The 20,925-nt window shown below is 70.7% G+C and carries 14 protein-coding genes, 1 tRNA gene and 1 other RNA gene; 15 read left to right on the forward strand and 1 reads right to left on the reverse strand.

From position 1 onward, the window contains the following. The first annotated feature begins 533 nt into the window (after window positions 1-533). Window positions 534-1,721 (forward strand): tyrosine-type recombinase/integrase, encoded by a 1,188-nt coding sequence (locus SB754_RS02255; protein WP_410780729.1) that lies wholly within the window; start codon window positions 534-536, stop codon window positions 1,719-1,721. 68 nt (window positions 1,722-1,789) lie between these two features. Here the strand turns inward: SB754_RS02255 and SB754_RS02260 are convergent. Beyond that, window positions 1,790-1,877, reverse strand: a tRNA-Ser gene (locus tag SB754_RS02260). A gap of 103 nt (window positions 1,878-1,980) precedes the next feature. On the opposite strand from SB754_RS02260, the gene ffs reads away from it, so the two are divergent. The 14 genes from ffs to SB754_RS02330 all read left to right on the forward strand — a co-directional run bounded on the left by ffs (window position 1,981) and on the right by SB754_RS02330 (window position 20,908). Further along, window positions 1,981-2,077, forward strand: an RNA gene (gene ffs / locus SB754_RS02265) — signal recognition particle sRNA small type. A gap of 119 nt (window positions 2,078-2,196) precedes the next feature. Next, window positions 2,197-3,549 carry a DUF1254 domain-containing protein gene (locus tag SB754_RS02270; protein WP_410780730.1) on the forward strand — a complete coding sequence of 451 codons (1,353 nt, stop codon included), beginning with the start codon at window positions 2,197-2,199 and terminating at the stop codon, window positions 3,547-3,549. 1 nt (window position 3,550) lies between these two features. Next, entirely contained in the window at window positions 3,551-5,686 is a 2,136-nt protein-coding gene (gene pta, locus SB754_RS02275; protein ID WP_410780731.1) for a phosphate acetyltransferase, read from the forward strand. Then, on the forward strand, window positions 5,683-6,885 hold the full coding sequence (locus tag SB754_RS02280; protein ID WP_410780732.1) for an acetate/propionate family kinase: 1,203 nt from the start codon (window positions 5,683-5,685) through the stop codon (window positions 6,883-6,885). Before pta ends, SB754_RS02280 begins: the two co-directional genes overlap by 4 nt. A 12-nt stretch (window positions 6,886-6,897) precedes the next feature. After that, window positions 6,898-8,244 carry an acyl-CoA thioesterase/BAAT N-terminal domain-containing protein gene (locus SB754_RS02285; RefSeq protein ID WP_410780733.1) on the forward strand — a complete coding sequence of 449 codons (1,347 nt, stop codon included), beginning with the start codon at window positions 6,898-6,900 and terminating at the stop codon, window positions 8,242-8,244. Then, window positions 8,241-9,539 carry an acyl-CoA thioesterase/BAAT N-terminal domain-containing protein gene (locus SB754_RS02290; RefSeq protein ID WP_410780734.1) on the forward strand — a complete coding sequence of 433 codons (1,299 nt, stop codon included), beginning with the start codon at window positions 8,241-8,243 and terminating at the stop codon, window positions 9,537-9,539. The genes SB754_RS02285 and SB754_RS02290 overlap by 4 nt, the downstream gene beginning before the upstream one ends. Then, a complete protein-coding gene (locus tag SB754_RS02295) occupies window positions 9,536-10,765 on the forward strand; it encodes an acyl-CoA thioesterase/BAAT N-terminal domain-containing protein (RefSeq protein ID WP_410780735.1) in 1,230 nt (409 codons plus the stop codon). Before SB754_RS02290 ends, SB754_RS02295 begins: the two co-directional genes overlap by 4 nt. 47 nt (window positions 10,766-10,812) lie before the next feature. Beyond that, the gene (locus tag SB754_RS02300; RefSeq protein WP_410780736.1) at window positions 10,813-13,185 is read left to right on the forward strand and encodes a DNA polymerase III subunit gamma and tau; all 2,373 of its coding nucleotides are present in this window, start codon (window positions 10,813-10,815) and stop codon (window positions 13,183-13,185) included. Window positions 13,186-13,188: 3 nt separating this feature from the next. Beyond that, window positions 13,189-13,785 (forward strand): recombination mediator RecR, encoded by a 597-nt coding sequence (recR, locus tag SB754_RS02305; RefSeq protein WP_410780737.1) that lies wholly within the window; start codon window positions 13,189-13,191, stop codon window positions 13,783-13,785. A 73-nt stretch (window positions 13,786-13,858) separates the two neighbouring features. Next, a complete protein-coding gene (locus SB754_RS02310) occupies window positions 13,859-15,145 on the forward strand; it encodes an aspartate kinase (protein ID WP_410783245.1) in 1,287 nt (428 codons plus the stop codon). A gap of 66 nt (window positions 15,146-15,211) precedes the next feature. Next, window positions 15,212-16,297 (forward strand): aspartate-semialdehyde dehydrogenase, encoded by a 1,086-nt coding sequence (locus SB754_RS02315; protein WP_410780738.1) that lies wholly within the window; start codon window positions 15,212-15,214, stop codon window positions 16,295-16,297. A 156-nt stretch (window positions 16,298-16,453) separates the two neighbouring features. Beyond that, entirely contained in the window at window positions 16,454-17,929 is a 1,476-nt protein-coding gene (locus SB754_RS02320) for a malate:quinone oxidoreductase (RefSeq protein WP_410780739.1), read from the forward strand. A gap of 255 nt (window positions 17,930-18,184) precedes the next feature. After that, on the forward strand, window positions 18,185-19,798 hold the full coding sequence (locus SB754_RS02325) for an ABC-F family ATP-binding cassette domain-containing protein (protein WP_410780740.1): 1,614 nt from the start codon (window positions 18,185-18,187) through the stop codon (window positions 19,796-19,798). 27 nt (window positions 19,799-19,825) lie between these two features. Further along, window positions 19,826-20,908: an Rv2578c family radical SAM protein gene (locus tag SB754_RS02330; protein ID WP_410780741.1), complete on the forward strand. Its 1,083-nt coding sequence runs from the start codon at window positions 19,826-19,828 to the stop codon at window positions 20,906-20,908. The last annotated feature ends 17 nt before the right edge of the window (window positions 20,909-20,925 follow it).

Below are 20,925 nucleotides of genomic sequence, written 5' to 3' on the forward strand. Positions count from 1 at the left end.
CCAGCTTCAAGTCGTCCACAACCTCGAAGCAGAGCAGCTACGAGCGTCGGAATCCCAATCGCGCACGCGGACAGATGCGCTTCGACGACTGCATCACCTTGGCCAAGACCTAGACCGTCTGCGACGAGAAGAAGATGCGCTCCTGACCGATCGGGACGAACTAATCTCCCAGTTGAGGCAACTAGGAACCAGTTGGAACGCCATCGCAGCGGCCACCGGGCTGAGCCGACAAGCGCTCAGCAGGCGTACTTCCAAGACCCAGGGGTGGTCGTGATGACTTTCCTTCCGCCCCGCACGGAGCAGCCTGGCGCGTTGAGACGCCGAGTCAAGGGTGCAGCTCCGCTGCATCGCGAAGCGACGCGCAGCGCCCTTGACACGGCCTCTCAACGCGCGATCCTCCTTTGTCGGGGTGGATGCAGAGATGCGGGTCGCGTGAATCACTGGTGCGCGTCAAATCGACTCGTAGAGCACAACGTGTAAGTAAAAGTTCATCGCGCAGATAGCCGGCTCAGGAGCCGAGCAAGGAGGTCGAGGTGGGAACCGTCACTCCCTACGAAACGGGCGGCGGCCGTCGATGGCGTGTGCGCTACCGGACGCCGGATCATCGACAGACCGACAAACGTGGCTTCACGACAAAGCGCGATGCTGAGCTGTTCCTAGCCAACATCGAAGTTTCCAAAGCCGCTGGCTCGTACGTCGATCCGCGCGCCTCGCGGATCACGGTCGGCGAACTCGCCGTCGACTGGCTCGCCAACAAACGCCAAGCGATGAAGCCCTCCAGCTTTCACTCCGTCGACACCTCCTGGCGCGTCTACGTGGAACCACGTTGGTCCACTACCGCCGTCGGCTCGATCCGGCCCAGTGCCGTTGAGCAGTGGATCCGCGAGCTCGGCGAAGGCTCGGCCGTCTCGACGCAACGCGTCCGTTGGACCGCGGACGAGTCGCGCCCGCGATCCGCCACCGTGGTGCTGCGGGCGCTCGGCGTGCTTGCCGGCATTCTCGACGTCGCTCTGAAAGACGGTCGCGTCGCGAAGAACGTCGCCCGCGGCGCCGACGGGACGCCCCGCAAACACTCGAGCAAGACCCGCCGCTACCTGAGCCATGAGGAAGTTATCCGCTTCGCCGAGGCGGCCGATACGGACATGCAGGCGACACTTCTGATCGTCTTGGCGTACTGCGGACTTCGATGGGGCGAGGCAACTGGGCTGCGTGTGCGGGACGTCGTGATGCTGCGCCGACGACTGCAAATCAATCGCACCGCGACCGAAGTGAACGGAAACGTCGTGGAGGGTCTCCCTAAGACTTGGGAGAAGCGTTCCGTCCCATTCCCACCATTTCTCGCCGAACCCCTAGCGCGCCTGTGCGAAGGGAAGGAGCCCGACGACCTGCTGTTTTCGGACCGCTTCGGCGGCTTCCTGAGGCGCCCCAGCGCCAGCAACAATAAGCGCTCCTGGTTCCTGACCGCTCTCGCGGGAGCAGGCCTCGAGCGGCTCACACCGCACGACCTCCGCCATACCGCCGCGAGCCTCGCCGTCAGCTCAGGAGCGAACGTGAAAGCCGTCCAACGGATGCTCGGACACAAGTCTGCGGCGATGACGCTGGATACCTATGCAGACCTCTTCGATGATGACCTGGATGCGGTTGCGATGCGCCTAGATGCCGGAGGCCGTCAGAAAAATGTGGGCAAAGTGTGGGCACAGCGAGGGCGCAGCGACGACTAAATGAACCCTGGAGTGCCGAACTTCTGCGCTACCACTGGGATCGCAGGGCAGAAGCCGAAAGGATAAATTGGCGGAGAATGGGGGATTCGAACCCCCGAGGGCTTGCACCCAACACGCTTTCCAAGCGTGCGCCATAGGCCACTAGGCGAATTCTCCTGACGTCGCCGTTCGCTGTCGCGGCCGGCGGCTCACAGAATCATACTCGATCCGCGGAGGGCGGACGCGCACACGGCGTCCAGCGGCACCCGCTACAATGGTTCCCGGCTCCCCACGTGGCGCCATCCAGGCCAACTCCCCCAGGGCGGAAACGCAGCAAGGGTAACCCGGCTCTGGCGGGTGCGTGGGGGGTCTTTTTTCGTCCAGCCTCCGGCCATCGGCTCCGCGTATATTGAGCCGAGCAGTGCCGGGTCTTCTACGCCTTGTAGAATGACTCGTGTCTCTTCTGTAGAGCAGCGCAGAGCAGTGGATGGACGGGGTGCCGCAGGTGACCGAGCAGCTGACCGAACTGGCGACTGAAGCCTTCGTCGTGGGCTTCCCGCTGGTCTTCGACCTGGAGCAGGTCGTGCGCTTGACCACGGACGGCGTCGGCAGCATCCCGGCGACCCCGTACAACTCGTTCGGCCACGCCCGCGAGCTGGCCGGCCCGGACGACGACTTCGTCTCGGTCAACAACGACACCCTGTACTCGATCGCCCAGGTGGACCTCGGCGTCGGGCCGATCCGGCTCAGCGTGCCGGAGGCGGGGGAGCGCTACTACGTCCTGCAGTTCGTGGACGCCTGGACGAACAACTTCGCATACGTCGGCACGCGGGCGACAGGGGGAGGCCCGGGCGAATTCCTGCTGCTGCCTCCGGACGCAGAAGCGGACACCGAGGCGGACGTCGCACGGGCGAGCATCCCTGCGATCCGCTTCCCCACCCGGGTCGCCACCATCGTCGGCCGCTGGGCGGTGGACGGCGAGGAGGACCTCCCCGCGGTCCACACCCTGCAGGATGCGCTCACCCTGACGCCGCTGCACGAGACGCTCGTGCCGCCGGAGGGTGTCCCTCAGGTCGTCCCCACCGAGGGCGAAGCGCTCGACTTCTTCGAGAAGCTGCGCGTCTGGTCGCAGGCGTTCCCCCCGGCGGAGCGCGACCGGCCCGCCCTCGACTCGTATGCGCCGCTGGGCGTTGTGAGCCCGTACACGATCGCCGAGCAGCCGGAGGGCGTCCGCGACGCGCTGATCGAGGGTTACGCGCTCGGCAAGGAGGCTCTGGAGGCGTCGCTGCACACCGCCGGCTCGTTGCGCGACCACTGGCAGGTCGACCTCCACGTCTTCGACTACAACCTGGACTTCTTCGAGGTCGGCGCGCTCGACTCTCCCGAGTGGAAGCTCCCGGATCCGCGGACGCGCTACGCGCAGCGGGCCGCGGCCGCCCTCGCCGGTCTGTGGGGCAACCACGCGTACGAGGCCGCCTACCTGATGACCTACGAGGACGCGGCAGGCGAGCCGCTCACCGGAGAGCACGAGTACCGCCTGCACCTGCACCAGACCCCGCCCGTCGGCGCGTTCTGGTCGCTGACGATGTACGACCTTCCGCACTTCTACCTCGTCCGCAACCCGCTGGGCCGCTACTCGGTGGGCGATCGGACACGCGGGCTGGTCTACGACGACGATGGAGGACTGACCATCACCATGAGCGCTGCACGACCGACCGACGAGAAGGCGGCCGCCAACTGGCTGCCGGCGCCCGAGGGGGCGTTCCGGCCCATCCTGCGGCTGTACGCGCCCGGGGATGAGGTCCTCGACGGCCGATGGTCCGTTCCGGCGATCGAGCGGGTCGGCTGACGTGGCGCGCTCCATCTACATCACCTCCGCGGAGGGCCACACCGGCAAGTCGACCGTCGCCCTTGGGGTCCTGGAGGCCCTCCGGCACTCGGTGGGCCGGGTGGGCGTGTTCCGTCCGATCGCCCGCTCGACCGAGGAGCGCGACTACGTGCTCGAGCTGCTGCTGCAACGGACGACGGCCGAGCTCTCGTACGAGGAGGCCATCGGCGTCGGCTACGACGACGTCCACGCGGACGCGGATGCTGCGCTCGCCGAGATCGTGCGGCGCTTCCGGGCCGTGGAGGCGCAGTGCGACACCGTCGTCATCCTCGGTTCGGACTACACCGACGTGGGGAGCCCCACCGAGCTCGCGTACAACGCCCGGATCGCCGCGAACCTGGGCGCCCCGGTCCTGCTCGTGCTCGGCGGACGGATCGGGCAGGGCTTCGGTGAGCGGCTGGGTCAGGCCGACCCGCGCTCGCCGGAGGAGCTGCGGCAGCTCGCGGAGCTGGCGATCGCCGAGCTGCGGGCCGAGCACGCGGGCCTGCTGGCGGTCGTGGCGAACCGCGCCGACGCGTCCCGCCTGGACGAGATCGTCGCCGCGGTGGGGACCGCCGTCGGCGCGGCCGCGGTGGCGGCCGGCAGCAGCGACCGTCCGCCGGTGTGGGCCATCCCGGAGGACCCGTTCCTGGTCGCGCCGAGCATCCGCTCGATCATGGAGCAGACCGAGGGCGAGCTGATCGCGGGCGAGGAGGCGCTGCTCGCGCGCGAGGCGCTGGGCGTCGTCGTCGCCGGCATGTCCATGAACAATGTCCTGCCCCGGCTCGTCGACGGCGCTGTAGTCGTCGTTCCCGGCGACCGCACCGAGGTGCTGCTGGCCGTGCTGATGGCGAACGCGTCGGGCACATTCCCGTCCATCGCCGGCATCGTGCTCAATGGCGGGTTCGACCTGCCGGAGCCGATCGAGCGGCTGCTCGTCGGCCTCCGCTCGCCGCTCCCGATCGTGCGCACGCGGATGGACACCTACGAGACGGTCGTCCGGATCACGCACGCCCGCGGCCGGCTGGCGGCCGACTCGCAGCGCAAGTACGACACGGCGCTCGCACTGTTCGAGCGGCACGTGGATGCGGGCGCCCTGCTCTCGCGGCTGAACGTCTCCCGCCACGACGTGATCACCCCGCTCATGTTCGAGTACGACCTGATCGAACGGGCGCGGGCCGCGAAGAAGCACATCGTGCTGCCGGAGGGGGAGGACGACCGCATCCTGCGCGCGGCCCACACCCTCCTGGCGCGCGGCGTCGCGCAGCTGACGATCCTCGGCGAGCCGTTCGAGGTGCGGTCGCGGGCGATCGAGCTCGGGCTCGACCTGTCCGGCGCCGAGGTGCTCAGCCCGTTCGACGACGTGCTGCGCCTGCGGTTCGCGGAGGAGTATGCGCGGCTGCGGTCGCACAAGGGCATCACGGTCGACCAGGCCGCGGACACCGTCACCGACGCCTCCTACTTCGGCACGATGATGGTGCACCTGGGCCTGGCCGACGGGATGGTGTCGGGCGCCGCGCACACGACGGCCCACACGATCCGTCCGGCGTTCGAGATCATCAAGACCACGCCGGGCGTGTCCGTCGTCTCCAGCGTCTTCCTCATGGCGCTGGCCGACCGCGTCCTGGTCTACGGGGACTGCGCGGTCATCCCGGACCCGACCGCCGAGCAGCTCGCCGACATCGCGGTCTCGTCGGCGAAGACGGCGCAGCAGTTCGGCATCGAGCCGCGGGTGGCCATGCTGTCGTACTCGACCGGCGACTCCGGCGCTGGGGCGGACGTGGAGAAGGTGCGCACCGCGACCGAGCTGGTCCGGGGACGCGCGCCGGAACTCGCGGTGGCGGGTCCCATCCAGTACGACGCCGCGGCGGATGCGGCGGTCGGCGCGGCCAAGATGCCCGGCTCGGATGTGGCCGGCCGGGCGACCGTGTTCATCTTCCCCGACCTCAACACCGGGAACAACACGTACAAGGCGGTGCAGCGGAGCGCCGGCGCCGTCGCGATCGGTCCTGTCCTGCAGGGGCTGCGGAAGCCGATCAACGACCTCTCCCGGGGCGCGACGGTCGACGACATCGTCGACACCGTGGCCATCACCGCGATCCAGGCGGCCCTCTCATGAGCGCCGTCCTCGTCGTCAACAGCGGCTCGTCCTCCTTCAAGTACCAGCTGATCGACAGCGAGACCGAGGAGTCGCTGGCGTCGGGACTGGTGGAGCGGATCGGCGAGAAGAGCGGGCACACCACGCACCGAGGGCCGGACGGCACCACCGAGCGCACGCTCGAGATCCCCGACCACACAGCGGGCTTCCGTGCGATGCTCGACGCCTTCGCGGCGGAGGGGCCGAGCCTGGAGGAGAACCCGCTGGCGGCGGTCGGCCACCGCGTCGTCCACGGCGGCAAGCGCTTCTTCGAGCCGACCATCGTGACGCCGCTCGTCGAGATCAACATCGAGGACCTCTCCGACCTCGCGCCGCTGCACAACCCGGCGAACCTGGAGGGCATCCGGGCCGCGAAGAAGGCCTTCCCGGACGTGCCGCACGTCGCCGTCTTCGATACCGCCTTCCACCAGACGCTCGCACCGGAGGCGTACACGTACGCGATCGACGCGGCGCTCGCCGAGCGCCACCGGGTGCGGCGCTACGGCTTCCACGGCACCTCCCACAAGTACGTGTCGGAGGCGGCGGCCGCCTTCCTCGGCCGCCCGCTCGGCGAGCTGAAGCAGATCGTGCTGCATCTCGGTAACGGGGCGTCGGCGTGCGCCGTCGACGGCGGACGTTCAGTCGACACCTCGATGGGCATGACGCCCCTCGAAGGTCTGGTCATGGGGACGCGCTCCGGCGACCTCGACCCGGCCGTGCTCATCCATCTGTCCCGCCGGGCGCATCTGTCGACCGACGAGCTGGACGAGCTGCTCAACCGGCGCAGCGGGCTCCTCGGGCTCTCCGGCCGGGGCGACATGCGGGATGTCCGTCATGCCGCCCGCGACGGCGACGAGCAGGCGCGGCTCGCGCTGGATGTGACCGTGCACCGGCTGAAGCACTACATCGGCGCGTACACCGCCCTCCTCGGCGGCCTGGACGTGCTGACCTTCACCGCGGGCGTCGGCGAGAACGACGCCGCACTGCGCGCCGACGTGCTCACCGGCCTCGAGGTGCTCGGCATCCGGCTCGATCCCGACCGCAACGCCGCCCCGTCGCACGAGGCGCGCGTCATCTCCACGGACGACTCCGCCGTGACGGTGCTGGTCGTCCCGACCAATGAGGAGCTGGAGATCTCCCGGCAGTCGCTGCAGGCCGTCCGGGAGTCCACCGGCGGCTGACAGGAGACGGCCATGCGGCGACGGAGCGGCGACGGCGGCAGGCGAGGGATGCCTCGACGGCGTCTCCGTTCGCGCCTCGCCGTCGCTGTGGCGGCGGTCTGCGCGGCCGTCCTCGCCCTCCCGGCGCTGGTCGGGTGCACCGCGACCGACGGAGGCGGCGCACGGTTCGTGACGCCGCCGCTCGTCCGGTACAGCGCGGTGCTGTGGCCGGTCCCGCTGCAGCTGGTCGGCGCCGAGCCCGGGGCGCGGCTGCGGCTGACGGCGCACCTCGTCACTGCACGCGGCTCCTGGACCTCCGCGGCGACGTACACGGTCCCGGCGGCGGGGACGCTCGACCTGGCGCACGCCCGTCCACAGCTCGCCCCCTTCACCGAGCCGGACTCCGCCGGGCTGTTCTGGTCGCTGCGCGGCCCGCGAATCTCCGGGACCGCGGCCGTCCGGCAGTGGATGCTCGAGACCAGCCACGTCACCATCACGGCGTCGGACGGCGACCGCGTGGTCGCCTCCCGTCGCTTCGAACTGGACGGGCTCGCGGCCTCCCAGTCCGTCCGCACGCTGTACACGCGCGACCTGCGGCCGGCGATCGACCCCCGTCTGCCCCGCGAGACGCACGAGGACGTCCCGCTGGGCACCTTCTTCAGCGCGGCGACCCTGGAGCACCCGCGCACACCGATCGTCCTCATGTTCGACGACACCACCCCCGGCGCATCCGCGGACTATGTCGCGCCCTTGATGGCGCAGTTCGGCGCGTCGGTGGTCCGCGTGCCGGTGACGACGGCGACGGACGGCATCAGGGCGACCGGCATCATCTCGGCGACGACGGTGCAGGCCGTGTTCGACTGGCTCGCGCAGCGGCCGGACATCGAGCAGGATCGGCTCTTCGTCTACGGCACCGGCGCGGCCGAGCAGCTGGCGGTCTGGGCCGCGACCCGGTTCCCCTCCCGCGTGTACGGACTCTTCCTCGCGGGCGGCACACCTGCGCTGCTGTGCCTGCCGGGCACCGGCGTGAGCCCGGCCTTCGAGGATGCGGCCGGTGTGCCGTGCCTGTCGGACTCCCGGACCGTCGTGCCGTCCGCCATCCCGCCGATCGACGGTGTGGAGGGACCCGTCGTCCTCGCCTGCGGAGAGCGGGACGAGGTCCTGCCCGGCGCCTGCGACTGGCAGCGCGCACTCGCCTCGACCCGCAGCCCTCGAGCCGGCGACTCCGTGGTCTACGCGGTCGGCGCGGCGCATCCCGTCTCCGTTCCGCCCGGGCTGCCGCTCTCCCTGCCCGCGTCGGGAGGCCAGCCCACCGAGAAGGCGCGCGTCGCCTTCTGGAACGCGGTCGGCCGCGCGCTGCTGAAGGCGGACCTCCAATGACCGGGCGTCGCCTGGCGCGCCTCCTCCGAACGGCAGCGGTCGCGGCCGCCGTGGCGCTCGCCGCGTCGTCGTGCAGTGCCGCCACGGTGGGCGGCCCGCGGTTCGTCTTCAGCCGGTTCGGCGACGGGATGACGCAGCCGGTCGGCATTCAGCTCACCGGCCTCGAGCCGGGTCACCCGGTGGTGGTCGCCGCACGTGCGCACACCTCGGCCGGCTGGTACGACGCGCAGGCCGTCTACGCCGTCCCTCCCGACGGCCACGTGCGCCTGTGGTCGGAGGAGCCGGTCGTCGCCCCGTACCCGCGCCCCGACGGCTCCGGCCTGCTGTGGAGCCTCGCCGGCCCGCCGATGAGCCAGCAGCAGCTCGAAGGGCAATGGGTGTTCGGGTCGCTCGACGTGCGGTTCACCGCCGAGCAGGACGGCCGCGTTGTCGCCTCCGCTCCACTGCACCGGGCGCCGCTCGCCGCGGGCACCAGCGACCGGGATGTGCTCGGCAGCGACCTGATCGCGACCGGCGACCCTGAGGCGTCGCAGATCGCGCCGGCCGCTCGTGTCGCCGGCCTGGTCGAATCCGTGCCGACACCGGTCGACCTGCGCCCGGGCGTCATCGTGATCGACGGCGACGACGGGGGCGCGTCCGGTGCTTTCGTGGCGCGGATGATCGCGTCGGCCGGGTTCCCCGCGGTGGTCCTCCCCGCCTTCGTCCCCGCCGGGCGGATCCCCGGCTCCGCCGCGCTGTCGGTGGAGACGTTCGACGCCGTCCTGAGCTGGTTCGCGACCCTGCCGATCGTCGACGAGGATCGCATCTTCGTGTACGGGACGGGCCGCGCGTCGTCCCTCGCCCTGTGGTTCGCGGCGAACGATCCGAGCCGCATCCACGGGGCGTTCGCGGCGAGTGGGGCCACAGCGCTGCAGTGCACCTCCGCCTCGGGCAGCCCGCTGCTCATCCAGTACGGGCGCGCCCTGCCGTGCGCCAACCCGGAGCGTACGATCGCCGACACCGACATCCTCCCGCTGCAGCGCATCCCAGGTCCGCTGGTGCTGGCGTGCGGAACGGCCGACCGGCTCCTCCCGACCGCCTGCGACTGGACGCGCGCCGGCCAGGCGGCACGCGGAAGCGTCGACGGGGATGCCTTCCTGTACATCGATGGAGCCGGACACGACATCACCACGCCGCCGCTGCTGCCCATCGGGCTGAGCGAGCAGTCGCCGGGGACCGCGCAGGCCACCGAGGACGGGAGGGCGGCCTTCTGGGCGCTCGTCGTCGGCAAGCTGGCGGGGGCGATCCGGCCATGAGGCGCGTGGCGGCCCTCCTCGCGGTGCTCGGGCTGGCGCTCGTCGCGCTGGTGGGATGCGGTCCGGCCCCGAGCGCGGTGGGTCCCCGTTTCGAGGTGAGCGAGGAGCCGAGCGGGGTCTGGGAGCCGATCCACGTCCGTGTCGTCGCGCTGCCGCCCGGGGCGCGCGTGACGCTGAGCGCGTCCACCCTCGACGGGGCGCTGTGGAAGTCGCAGGCGGTGTACATCGTGCCGTCGTCCGGGGTCGTGGACCTGGACACCGAAGCGCCGATCCAGGCGCCGTTCACCGGCGCCGACGGGATGGGGCTGTTCTGGTCGCTGGGCACGGCCTCCGGCGCCTCGGCCACGTCCGCCCAGCAGTGGGGCGGGGCCAGCATGTCGGTGGACCTGGAGGCGGTCGTCGACGGTCGACGGGTCGCCGCGCGCCGCATCCACCGGGTCGGGCTGACGTCGGTCGCCCCGTCGCGCGCCGTCTTCGACGACGGCATCACCGGCGACTACTTCCAGCCGGCGACCGCGTCACCGGCGCCCGAGCCCGCCGTCCTGGTGCTCGACGGGACGGACCCGGGCGCGCCGACCGGGGTGCTCGCGGCATCCACCCTCGCGGCCATGGGCTATCCGGCTCTCGCGTTCTCGACCTACGGGTCGGCGGGCGAGCTGAACATGGTGCGGACGCTCCCTGCGGAGCGCGTCGTGGCGGCGCTGAACTGGCTGCGCGAGCAGCCCGGTGTCGACCCGCGGCGGGTCTACGTCTTCGGCACGTCCCGTGGCGCTCAGCTGGCGCTGTGGACGGCCGTCGCGCATCCGGAGCTGGTCTACGGAGCGATCGCCCCGGCCGGGACGACGGGCTTGGTCTGCCCGTCGCCGGTGCCCGGTCCCGCCGTGACCGTCGGCGGCGCCTGGGTGCCGTGCGTGAGCGGGACGCGGGACGTGACGCGGGCATCCGTGCTCGACCTGACGCGCATCCGCGGACCGGTCGTGCTGGGCTGCGCCGGCCAGGACGAGCAGCTCGACAACGCCTGCACGTGGATGGACGTGGCGGCGGCGGTGCGTCCGGCGCACGGAGGCGACGCGTACGTCCACGCCCCCGACGCGACGCACCTGTTCTACGTGCCGCCGTACACGCCGCTCTACCTTCCTCCGCCGCCCGCCGCGCAGGCCACGGAGGCCGCCAGAGTGTCGCTCTGGTCGGCCATCGCGCGGGCGCTGGACGTCCGCGGGCCCTGAGGCCGGATCCCCACCCGAATGTCGGCGGCGCCAAGTACCATGTGTGAGTGGTAACCGCCCTGTATCGCCGCTATCGGCCAGACACCTTCGCCGAGATGATCGGCCAGTCCCAGGTGACGGAGCCGCTGATGACCGCGCTGCGCACCAACCGGGTCAACCACGCCTACCTCTTCTCGGGCCCCCGCGGCTGCGGAAAGACGACGTCCGCCCGCATCCTGGCCCGCTGCCTGAACTGCGCAGAGGGCCCCACCGACACTCCGTGCGGAAAATGCGCGAGCTGCATCGAGCTCAGCCGCGACGGCGGAGGCTCGCTCGACGTCGTCGAGATCGACGCGGCCAGCCACAACGGCGTCGACGATGCCCGCGACATCCGGGAGCGGGCCATCTTCGCGCCCGCCCGCGACCGGTACAAGATCTTCATCCTCGACGAGGCGCACATGGTGACGCCGCAGGGCTTCAACGCGCTGCTCAAGATCGTCGAAGAGCCGCCGGAGCACGTGAAGTTCATCTTCGCGACGACCGAGCCCGAGAAGGTGATCGGGACCATCCGCTCCCGCACCCACCACTACCCGTTCCGGCTGGTGCCCCCGGCCCAGATGCTCGAGTACGTGCAGAGCCTGTGCGACAGCGAGGGCATGACGGTCGCGCCGGGAGTGCTCCCGCTCGTCGTGCGCGCGGGCGGCGGCTCGCCCCGCGACACGCTCTCGCTGCTCGACCAGCTGATGGCCGGCTCCGAGGGCAGTGCGATCGAGTACGAGCGCGCGGTCGCGCTGCTCGGCTACACGCACGCTGCGCTGCTCGACGACGTCATCGACGCCATCGCTGCACGGGATGCGGCGGGCGCGTTCGCCGCGGTCGACCGGGTCATCCAGACGGGCCAAGATCCGCGGCGCTTCGTCGAAGACCTGCTCGAGCGGCTCCGCGACCTCATCGTCGTCGCCGCGACGAGCGTGGAGGGCGCCGCCGCGGTCCTCCGCGGAGTGCCGCAGGACGAGCTCGACCGGATGGGCATGCAGGCCATGAAGTTCGGCGCGGCCGAGCTCAGCCGCGCCGCCGACATCGTCAACGCCGCCCTCACCGAGATGACGGGTGCGACCTCCCCGCGACTGCACCTCGAGCTGATGATCGCCCGCGTGCTCGTCCCGTCGAGCGACGACAGCGAGCGCGGGGCTCTCGCCCGCGTTGAGCGGCTCGAGCGCCGGGTCGGCGTCAGCGACGCCGTCGCGGCGGAGTCCCGCGAGCGTGTGGAGCCGAGTGCGCGTCCCGAGCGATCGGCCGCGCCGGTACGACCGGCGGCTGCTGCTCCCGCGGCGGCTGCTCCCGCTGCTTCTGCTGCTCCTGCGGCAGCACCCGCGGCACAGCCGGTGGCGGCGCCCGCGGCCGAACCGGCCGCGCGTCCCTCCGAGCCGGCCCCTGCCGCCGCCGCGCCGGCCGCTGCCGAGCCTGCGGCGAAGCCCGGTGCCGCGCCGGTCTCCACGCAGCAGGTCAAAGACTCGTGGCCGCAGATCCTCGAGGCGGTCCAGCGCGCCAAGCGCAGCGCCTGGATGGTCGTCTTCACGGCCCAGGTACGGTCGCTGAACGACGACGTCTTGACGCTCTCCTTCCCGAGCGATAACGACGTGCAGAGCTTCCGGCAGCCCGAGGCGGGTGGCGCACCGGGTGTCAGCGAGTACCTGCGTCAGGCCATCGTGGAGGTGCTCGGCATCCGCGTGAAGTTCATCGCGCGCGCCGACTCCGCGCCCGGTGGGGGTGGCTCGCCGCGTCCGTCAGCCGGTGCGCCGTCGGCGCCGACAGCCGAGACGTGGCCCGGCGCGGAGCCGGGCGGAGCTGCTTCGGCTGCGCCCGCCGCTCCCGCGCCTACCGCAGCTCCCGCGCCTACCGCCGCTCCCGCGCCTACCGCAGCTCCTCGGGCGAGCGCCTCCGGCCCTGCGACCACCACGGACACGCCCGCGGCCTCCGTCACCGAATGGGCGACGGTCACTATCCCGTCGTCCCCGCTTGCGCAAGAACCCGCCACGGCCGTCGCGGTCACCGCCTCCGTCGCGACGCTCGAGCGCCCCGCCCAGGCAGCGGCACCGTCCGCTCCTCCTGTCGCGGTCCCGGCCCCCGCCGATCTTCCGGACGACGAGCCGCCGTTCGACGACGTCCCTCCGCCCGAGAGCGAGCCGCCGTTCGAGCCGCCCGTTCCCGACGAGCCGACCGGGGACTGGGCCGCCGCCCCCGCTGCTTCGCCCGCCGCCGCGCGCCCGGAGCCCGCCCCCGCCGCGCGCTCCGCGCGCCCGTCCTCCGCCCCGGCAACCGGCTCCCGCACGCCGACCTTCCAGCAGCCGCAACGCTACGGCGAGGCGGTGGTCCGCGAGATCCTCGGTGCGACCTTCATCGAGGAGCAGCCAGCGCCTCCGACCCCGGGGATGAGGTAGCCGGTGTACGAAGGCATCGTCCAGGAGCTGATCGACGAGCTGGGGCGGCTTCCGGGCATCGGCCCGAAGTCCGCGCAGCGCATCGCGTTCCACATCCTGCAGACCGAGACGTTCGACGTCACCCGCCTCGCCGAGGTGCTGCTCGAGGTGCGCGACAAGGTCCGCTTCTGCGAGATCTGCGGCAACGTGTCCGAGCAGGAGACGTGTTCCATCTGCCGTGACCCGCGCCGAACGCCGTCGCTCATCTGCGTCGTCGAGGAGGCGAAGGACGTCGTCGCCATCGAGCGCACCCGGGAGTTCCGCGGCCTGTACCACGTGCTCGGCGGCGCGATCAGCCCGATCGACGGCGTCGGCCCCGACGACCTCCGCATCCGCCAGCTGATGCAGCGCCTCGCCGACAACACGGTGCAGGAGGTCATCATCGCGACCGATCCCAACCTCGAGGGCGAGGCGACCGCGACCTACCTCAGCCGGCTGCTCACCACCCTCGACATCCGCGTCACGCGGCTCGCCTCCGGACTGCCCGTCGGCGGCGACCTCGAGTACGCCGACGAGGTCACCCTCGGGCGCGCATTCGAGGGCCGGCGCCAGGTCTCCTGACCGCATCCGTCACATGAAGGAACGGTGATATCCCGGCCGGTAGGATGGGAAACCCGTGAGTTCAGGAGAGTCCGTGGCCCTCATCGTCCAGAAGTTCGGCGGATCGTCCGTCGCGACAGCTGAGAGCATCAAGCGCGTCGCGAAGCGCATCGTCGAGACGCGCAAGGCCGGCAACGAGGTCGTCGTGGCGGTCTCCGCCATGGGCGACACGACGGACGAGCTCGTCGATCTGGCGCACGAGGTCACCCCCATCCCCGAGCCCCGCGAGCTCGACATGCTGCTCACGGCGGGCGAGCGCATCTCGATGGCCCTGCTCGCCATGGCGATCAAGAGCATGGGCTACGACGCCCGCTCGTTCACGGGCAGCCAGGCCGGCATGATCACCGACGCGCAGCACGGCTCCGCCCGCATCGTCGACGTCACCCCCGGCCGCATCCAAGACGCTCTCGGCGAGGGCGCCATCGCCATCGTGGCCGGTTTCCAGGGCTTCAGCCGCGAATCCCGAGACATCACCACGCTGGGCCGTGGAGGCTCCGACACGACCGCGGTCGCCCTCGCCGCGGCCCTGCACGCCGAGGTCTGCGAGATCTACACCGACGTCGACGGCGTGTTCACGTCGGACCCGCGCCAGGTTCCGCTCGCCCGCAAGATCGACCGCATCACGAGCGAAGAGATGCTGGAGCTGGCAGCCGCTGGGGCGAAGGTCCTGCACATCCGCGCCGTGGAGTACGCCCGACGCCACAACGTCACGCTGCACGTGCGCTCCTCGTTCTCCAACAAAGAGGGCACCTACGTGCTCAACGAAGCGGCGGCGGCCGAAGCCGCCAAGAAGGATGGAACCGTGGAAGAGCCCATCATCTCCGGCGTTGCCACCGACCTGAGCGAGGCCAAGATCACCGTCGTCGGCGTCCCCGACGTCCCGGGCAAGGCCGCGCAGATCTTCAAGATCGTCGCGAAAGCCAACGCCAACGTCGACATGATCGTCCAGAACGTCTCCGCCGCCGCGACCAGCCTCACCGACATCTCCTTCACGCTCCCGAAGGCCGAGGCGCAGCGCGTTCTCACCGCCCTCACCGCGGAGCGCGACGAGGTCGGCTACCAGTCGCTGCAGTACGACGACCAGATCGGCAAGCTTGCCCTCGTCGGCGCCGGGATGCGCACCAACTCCGGAGTCTCGGCGAAGCTCTTCGAGGCGCTGTACGACGCCGGAATCAACATCGAGATGATCTCGACGAGCGAGATCCGCATCTCGGTCGTCACCCGGGCCGACACGGTGGCCGAGGCCGCCCGTGTCGTGCACACCGCCTTCGGGCTCGACGGCGACGAGAAGGCCATCGTCTACGCCGGGACCGGCCGCTAGTCCGATCGCGGGAATAGCCGCGCGCAGCACGGCATTGACTTCACCAACCGACCCGAAGGGGCTGACATGAGCGAGTTCACCGATACCGAGAGCACGGGCTTCGACGTCGCCGTGGTCGGCGCGACCGGCCAGGTGGGAGCGGTCATGCGCCGCCTCCTCGAAGAGCGCGACTTCCCGGTGAAGAGCATCCGCTTCTTCGCGTCCTCCCGTTCCGCGGGAACGACCCTCACGTTCAAGGGCGAGGAGATCACTGTCGAAGATGTGGCGACGGCCGACGTCTCCGGAATCGACATCGCCCTCTTCTCCGCCGGCGCCACCGGCTCCAAAGCGCACGCCCCCCGCTTCGCCGAGGCGGGAGCCATCGTCATCGACAACTCCAGCGGCTGGCGGATGGACCCGGACGTTCCGCTCGTGGTCTCGGAGGTCAACCCCGACGCCATCGCGGAGGCGCGCAAGGGCATCATCGCGAACCCGAACTGCACCACCATGGCGGCCATGCCCGTCCTCAAGCCCCTGCACGACGAGGCCGGCCTCACCCGGCTGGTGGTCAGCACCTACCAGGCCGTCTCCGGTTCCGGCCTCGCCGGTGCCGAGGAGCTGGCGGAGCAGGCACGCGCGGCTGTCGCCGACGAGCACCTGCTCGACCTCGTGCACGACGGCTCCGCTGTGACCATGCCCGACCCGGTCAAGTACGTGCGCCCGATCGCGTTCGACGTCATACCGCTCGCCGGCTCGATCGTCGACGACGGGCTGAACGAGACGGACGAGGAGAAGAAGCTGCGCAACGAGGCGCGCAAGATCCTCGGCCTCCCGGAGCTGCTGGTCAGCGGTACGTGCGTGCGCGTCCCCGTCTTCACCGGGCACTCGCTGTCGATCAACGCCGAGTTCGCCAAGCCGATCAGCGCAGAGCGCGTCGCCGAGCTGCTGGCGGATGCGCCCGGAGTTCAGCTGACCGACGTGCCGACGCCGCTGCAGGCGGCCGGAAGCGACCCGAGCTTCGTGGGCCGCATCCGCGCCGACGAGGGTGCGCCCGCGGGCCGCGGCATCGCCCTCTTCGTGAGCAACGACAACCTTCGCAAGGGCGCTGCGCTTAACGCGGTGCAGATCGCCGAACTCGTCGCCGAGCGCCTGGCCACCCCCGTCACCGCGTAGCCCAGCCCATCCATGGGTCGCAACACGCCGCTATCCTTCGTCGATAACGGCGTGTTGCGTCCTGGGGATGCATCGGCGGCGGGAATTGTCTCGATATCGAGAGATCCAGGGCGCCCGCACCGAGGGTGGATGCCGCTCCCGTCATAGGATTGGGGGGTGAGCAATTCTCCCATCGACGTCGTCCTGATCGGCGGCGGCATCATGAGTGCCACGCTGGGGGCCATGATCCAGCGCGTCCAGCCCGACTGGAGCATCCGGATCTACGAGCGCCTGGGCGAAGTGGCCCAGGAGTCGTCCAATCCGTGGAACAACGCCGGCACCGGCCACGCCGCACTCTGCGAGCTCAACTACATGCCTGAGGCGTCGGACGGCACGGTCGACCCGGCGAAGGCCATCAGCATCAACGAGCAGTTCCAGCTCAGCCGCCAGTTCTGGTCGAGCCTGGTCGCCGCCGGCGATCTGCCCGAGCCGAACACGTTCATCAACTCGACCCCGCACATGACCTTCGTGCGCGGCCGCGACAACGTGCGCTACCTGCGCAAGCGCTTCGAGGCGCTCAAGGACCAGCCGCTGTTCTCCGGGATGGAGTACTCGGAAGACCCGGCGGTGATCGGCGAGTGGACCCCGCTCCTGACCAAGAAGCGCAGCCCGAAGCAGCGCATCGCGGCCACCCGGGAGACCGCGGGCACCGACGTCGACTTCGGCGCTCTGACCCGCGCCCTCATCGACAACCTGGTCGAGAACGGCGCCGAGCTCGCGCTCAACCACAGCGTCCGCAGCATCAAGCGCACGAAGGACGGCCTGTGGAGGCTGCGCGTCCGCCACGAGGTGGGCCACACCACGCACGTCGCCACCGCCCGGTTCGTGTTCGTCGGCGCGGGCGGCGGTGCGCTGCACCTGCTGCAGAAGTCCGGCATCCCCGAGATCAACGGCTTCGGCGGGTTCCCGATCTCCGGGCAGTTCCTCCGCACGACGAACCCGAAGCTGGTCGCGCAGCACCAGGCGAAGGTCTACGGCAAGGCCGCCGTCGGTGCCCCTCCGATGTCCGTTCCGCACCTCGACACCCGCGTGGTCGACGGGCAGGCCTCGCTGCTGTTCGGGCCGTACGCCGGATTCAGCCCCAAGTTCCTGAAGACGGGATCGTGGTTCGACCTCCCGGGTTCGGTGCGTCCAGGCAACCTCGGGCCGATGCTCGCCGTCGCCCGCGACAACTTCGACCTTATCAAGTACCTCGTCGGCGAGCTGCTGGCGAATCGCGCCAAGAAGCTCCAGGCGCTGCAGGAGTTCATGCCGACGGCGAAGAGCGAGGACTGGGAGCTCATCACCGCAGGCCAGCGGGTGCAGGTGATGAAGAAGGACGCCAAGAAGGGCGGCGTGCTCCAGTTCGGCACCGAGGTCGTCGCGGCCGAGGATGGCTCGATCGCCGGTCTGCTGGGGGCCTCGCCGGGCGCATCCACCGCGGTCCCGATCATGGTCGACCTGCTGAAGCGCTGCTTCCCGGACCGCTTCGCGGGCTGGCTGCCGACCATCAAGGAGCTCATCCCCACGGTCGGCACCACGCTCAACGACCGGCCGAAGGAGGCGCAGCGCGTGCTCGCCACCACGGCCCAAACCCTGCACCTGCAGAACTAGCGACGCTGGACCTGCAGAACTAGCGACGCTGGACGTCAGCGTGGGCGACCTGTTATGGTCGTCCACGCTATGAAGTGAGAACCTCCTGACGTCCCGCGCCTGAGGCGCCGTCGATGTGAGTGAGGACCCTTCGGTCATCGCGCTGCCCGACCAGGCACTGCCTGTTCAGTCATTCGGGCGCTCCAGCGCCGCTCACGACGGAGACCGCCCGGCGGGAACCTGCTCCCTGTGGAGCGCCCGGAAGGACGGTTCCCCATGCCAACGATCACTCTCACACCCCTCCGCGCCGACGGCGTCTCCGTCGTCTACGGCGACCGCCGGGTGCTCACCGACGTCTCGCTGACGGTCGCTCCCGGCCGGCGGCTGGGCCTCATCGGCGAGAACGGCGTCGGCAAGTCGACTCTGCTCCGTGTCCTGTCCGGGAGCGAGACACCGGACGCGGGGGTGTTCACGCGCCCGGAGCGCACCGGCTTCCTGTGGCAGGAGGTCCGGTTCGAGCCGGGTGACACGCTCGCTGCACTGCTCGAGCACGCGCTGTCCGAGGTCCGCTCCATCGAGCGCGAGCTGCAGGATGCCGCCGACGGTCTCGAGTCCGGCACCGCGGCGGCCGCCGCCCGGTACGACGCCGCGCTGGCCGCGGCCGAGCGGGCGGAGGTCTGGAGCGTCGACGCGCGTCGCGACGAGCTGCTCGCCGGCCTCGGAGTGGGCGACATCCCGCTGGGCCGGCGGCTCGGCGAGGTGTCCGGCGGTCAGAGGAGCCGGTTCGCCCTCGCGGCGCTCCTGCTCGGACGACCGGATGCGCTCCTGCTGGACGAGCCCACCAACCACCTCGACGACGATGCCGCCGCTTTCCTCGAGCGGCAGCTGAAGGGATGGGCGGGACCGGTGATCTTCGCCAGTCACGACCGCGCATTCCTCGACGCCGTGGCGACCGGACTGCTCGACCTCGACCCGGCGAAGTCCGGCACGACCGTGTTCGGGGGCGGCTACAGCGCGTACCTGGCTGAGAAGGACGCGGAGCGGGCGCGCTGGGAGAAGCAGTTCGCCGACGAGCAGCTCGAGCTGAAGGAGCTCGAGCACGCCGTGGACGTGACCGCTCGGTCCATCGCCTGGTCCGGCAAGATCCGCGACAACGACAAGTTCGTGAAATCGGTGAAGGGCAACGCGCTCGACCGCCAGATCAGCCGCCGCATCCGCAACGCGGAGGGCCGGCTGGAGGAGCTCCGCGCGGAGCAGGTGCGGAAGCCTCCCCCGCGGCTCGCGTTCGCCGGCATCCCCTCCGGGTTCCAGGCGCTGGGCGACGACGCGGGCCTGCTGGTGCAGGCGCGGGAGGTCCGCATCCCCGGCCGGCTCGACGTCGACGAGTTCTCGGTCCCGGGCGATGCGCGCATCCTCGTCACCGGGGCGAACGGCGCGGGCAAGTCGACGCTGCTCTCCGTGCTCGCCGGACGCCTGGAGGCGGTCAGCGGGTCGGTGCAGCGCAGACGGGGACTGCGGGTCGGGCTGCTGGAGCAGGATGTGCGGTTCTCGGACCCCGGCGCCTCGCCGCGACGGATCTACGAGTCGGCGGTCGGGGAGCGGCGGGCGGAGACCGTCCCGCTGACCTCGCTCGGGCTGATCGCTCCGCGCGACGCGGACCGGCCGGTGGGTGCCCTCTCGGTCGGTCAGCAGCGGAGGCTCGCGCTGGCGCTCATCGTCGCCCGGCCGCCGCACCTCTTCCTGCTGGACGAGCCCACCAACCACCTTTCGCTGCGGCTCGCCACCGAGCTGGAGGAGGCGCTGGGCGCATACCCGGGCGCAGTGGTGGTCGCCAGCCACGACCGCTGGCTCCGGTCCGCGTGGGAGGGAGAGACCGTACGGCTTGCTTAACCTTCGAACCTATGTTCGAATGGAGGCATGCGTTGGAGTGGTCAGGAGCTGTCGGTCGATGAGCCGTCCGCCCTGCCCGGGCTCGCCCGGCTGAACAACCTCGTCCGCTCTGTGCGGACACCCGACTTCGCCGGCATCACGTTCCACGAGGTGCTGGCGAAGTCGGCGCTCAACCGCATCCCGGGCGGCGGGGGCCCGATGCCGTTCGGCTGGACGATCAACCCGTATCGCGGCTGCTCGCATGCCTGCGTCTATTGCTTCGCGCGGCCGACCCACACCTATCTCGACCTCGACTCGGGCAAAGACTTCGACAACGAGATCATCGTCAAGGTGAACGTCGCCGAGGTCCTGCGCAAAGAGCTGGCCAAGCCCAGCTGGGGCCACCATCCCGTCGCGCTCGGCACCAACACCGATCCCTACCAGCGGGCCGAGGGGCGTTATGCCCTCATGCCGGGCATCATCGATGCGCTGGCCGACTCCGGCACCCCGTTCAGCATCCTCACCAAGGGGTCGCTGCTGCGGCGCGACCTCGATCGCCTCGCCGAGGCGAATACGCGCGTGCCCGTCGACCTCGCCATGTCGATCGCCGTCTACGACGACGAGCTGCAGCAGTCCGTCGAACCGGGCACGCCGACCACCAAGGCGCGACTGGCCACGGTGACGGCGGTCCGCGAACACGGACTCGACTGCGGCGTTTTCCTGATGCCGATCATCCCGTATCTGACCGACACGCGGGCGCACCTCGACGAAGCCCTGCGGCAGGCGAAGGAGGCCGGAGCGACCTCGGTGCTGTACTCGGCCCTGCACCTGAAGCCCGGCGTCAAGGAGTGGTTCTACCTCTGGCTCGGGCGCGAGCATCCCGAGCTCCTCCAGCAGTACCGCAGCATGTACGGCCGGGGAACGTACGCGCCGCAGGAGTACCGGCGCTGGCTGGCCGACCGCATCAAGCCGCTCATCCGGTCGTACGGGCTCGAGCGCGGGCAGGAGGATCCGCTGACCGGGGGCGTGCGCTCGAGCGCGCTCGGGATGCTGCGCGACGACGACGGGGAGCGGCAGCCCGTCGTCAGTGCGTCGCTCACCGGGCTGGGGGTGCAGCCCACGCTCTTCTGAGCATCGTCGGCCGGGGT

The organism is Leifsonia sp. SIMBA_070 (assembly GCF_046534635.1).
Classification (GTDB): Bacteria; Actinomycetota; Actinomycetes; order Actinomycetales; family Microbacteriaceae; genus Leifsonia.

Bases quoted from the DNA above. Each gene is read 5' to 3' on its own strand.
- SB754_RS02280 (WP_410780732.1), top strand. From the start codon at position 5,683: ATGAGCGCCGTCCTCGTCGTCAACAGCGGCTCGTCCTCCTTCAAGTAC.
- SB754_RS02285 (WP_410780733.1), top strand. From the start codon at position 6,898: ATGCGGCGACGGAGCGGCGACGGCGGCAGGCGAGGGATGCCTCGACGG.
- SB754_RS02290 (WP_410780734.1), top strand. From the start codon at position 8,241: ATGACCGGGCGTCGCCTGGCGCGCCTCCTCCGAACGGCAGCGGTCGCG.
- SB754_RS02295 (WP_410780735.1), top strand. From the start codon at position 9,536: ATGAGGCGCGTGGCGGCCCTCCTCGCGGTGCTCGGGCTGGCGCTCGTC.
- SB754_RS02315 (WP_410780738.1), top strand. From the start codon at position 15,212: ATGAGCGAGTTCACCGATACCGAGAGCACGGGCTTCGACGTCGCCGTG.
- SB754_RS02325 (WP_410780740.1), top strand. From the start codon at position 18,185: ATGCCAACGATCACTCTCACACCCCTCCGCGCCGACGGCGTCTCCGTC.
- SB754_RS02330 (WP_410780741.1), top strand. From the start codon at position 19,826: ATGCGTTGGAGTGGTCAGGAGCTGTCGGTCGATGAGCCGTCCGCCCTG.